Source organism: Arthrobacter sp. 49Tsu3.1M3 (genome assembly GCF_900168135.1).
Taxonomy (GTDB): Bacteria; Actinomycetota; Actinomycetes; order Actinomycetales; family Micrococcaceae; genus Arthrobacter.
Genome location: NZ_FUZD01000012.1, coordinates 1 through 1057 on the forward strand (window position 1 = coordinate 1; position 1057 = coordinate 1057).

General features: G+C 66.8%; 1 protein-coding gene and 1 rRNA gene. One reads left to right on the top strand and one right to left on the bottom strand.

Features of this window, described 5'->3' with window-relative positions:
• Positions 1 to 17: 17 nt before the first annotated feature.
• Positions 18 to 134 (top strand): 5S ribosomal RNA (gene rrf / locus B5X90_RS13350).
• A gap of 388 nt (positions 135 to 522) precedes the next feature.
• On the opposite strand, the gene B5X90_RS21275 is transcribed toward rrf, so the two are convergent.
• A partial coding sequence (locus B5X90_RS21275; RefSeq protein ID WP_079553812.1) for a hypothetical protein occupies positions 523 to 1057 on the bottom strand: 535 nt, incomplete at its 5' end.

Genomic DNA, 1057 nt, shown 5'->3' on the forward strand with positions numbered 1-1057 from the left:
CGTGGCGGAGCAAGGGTTACGGCGGTCATAGCGTGGGGGAAACGCCCGGTCCCATCCCGAACCCGGAAGCTAAGACCCACAGCGCCGATGGTACTGCACCCGGGAGGGTGTGGGAGAGTAGGTCACCGCCGGAACACCATTAACGGTCGAGGACCCCAACCACCAGGTTGGGGTCCTCCCGCATTTAACGACCCCCTGCAGGCTCGGGGTCCCCGACCCGGAGCGCGGGCAGGACGAGAGGCCCGGACTCAGACCAGGACAAGTCCAGGGCAGGAGACGAGGAACAACGCCGCAGCCTCCGTCAGCCACCCAACTGCCCGCCAGCCGGCGGCCGCTGACAGAAGTGCCACGGGAGGTTGTGAGACTTCCCACCGCGGGCGCCCGTCGACCTGATGCCGTTAGCCGGTGGCGGGTTGCTCGCCTAGAATTGGGGGAGATGTACGGACTTCGAAGCGCTTGATTTCGGGTTGCGTAGGAAACGAAACACGGAACAGAGCGGCTGCGATTGCGCCAGTGGTCAGCTCACAACAGGAGGATTCCAGCATGGCTGAGCACAATGATGGCAACCGCGGCGGCAAGGCCCACGGCAACTCTGGCGGACGCAGTTCCGGCGGAGCTCCTTTCCGCGGCACCAGCAACTCGGGCGGCGATCCCCGCGGATTCCGTTCCAGGGAAGACCGTGACCGCAAGCCGTACGGTGATCGTGCTCCTCGTGAGGGCGGGGATCAGCGCGGCTTCGGAAACAGTGAGCGTAAGCCGTACAGCGGCGGTGGCGAGCGTAAGCCGTATGGTGACCGTGCTCCGCGTGAAGGCGGGGGACAGCGCAGCTTCGGTGGCGACAGCCGCCCGTCCTATGGTGACCGCAAGCCGTACAGCGGCGGCGAGCGTAAGCCGTATGGCGATCGTGCCCCGCGTGAAGGCGGGGATCAGCGCGGCTTCGGTGGTGGCGAGCGTAAGCCGTATGGTGACCGTGCTCCGCGTGAAGGTGGCGGCCAGCGCAGCTTCGGTGGCGACAGCCGCCCGTCCTATGGTGACCGCAAGCCGTACAGCGGCGGCG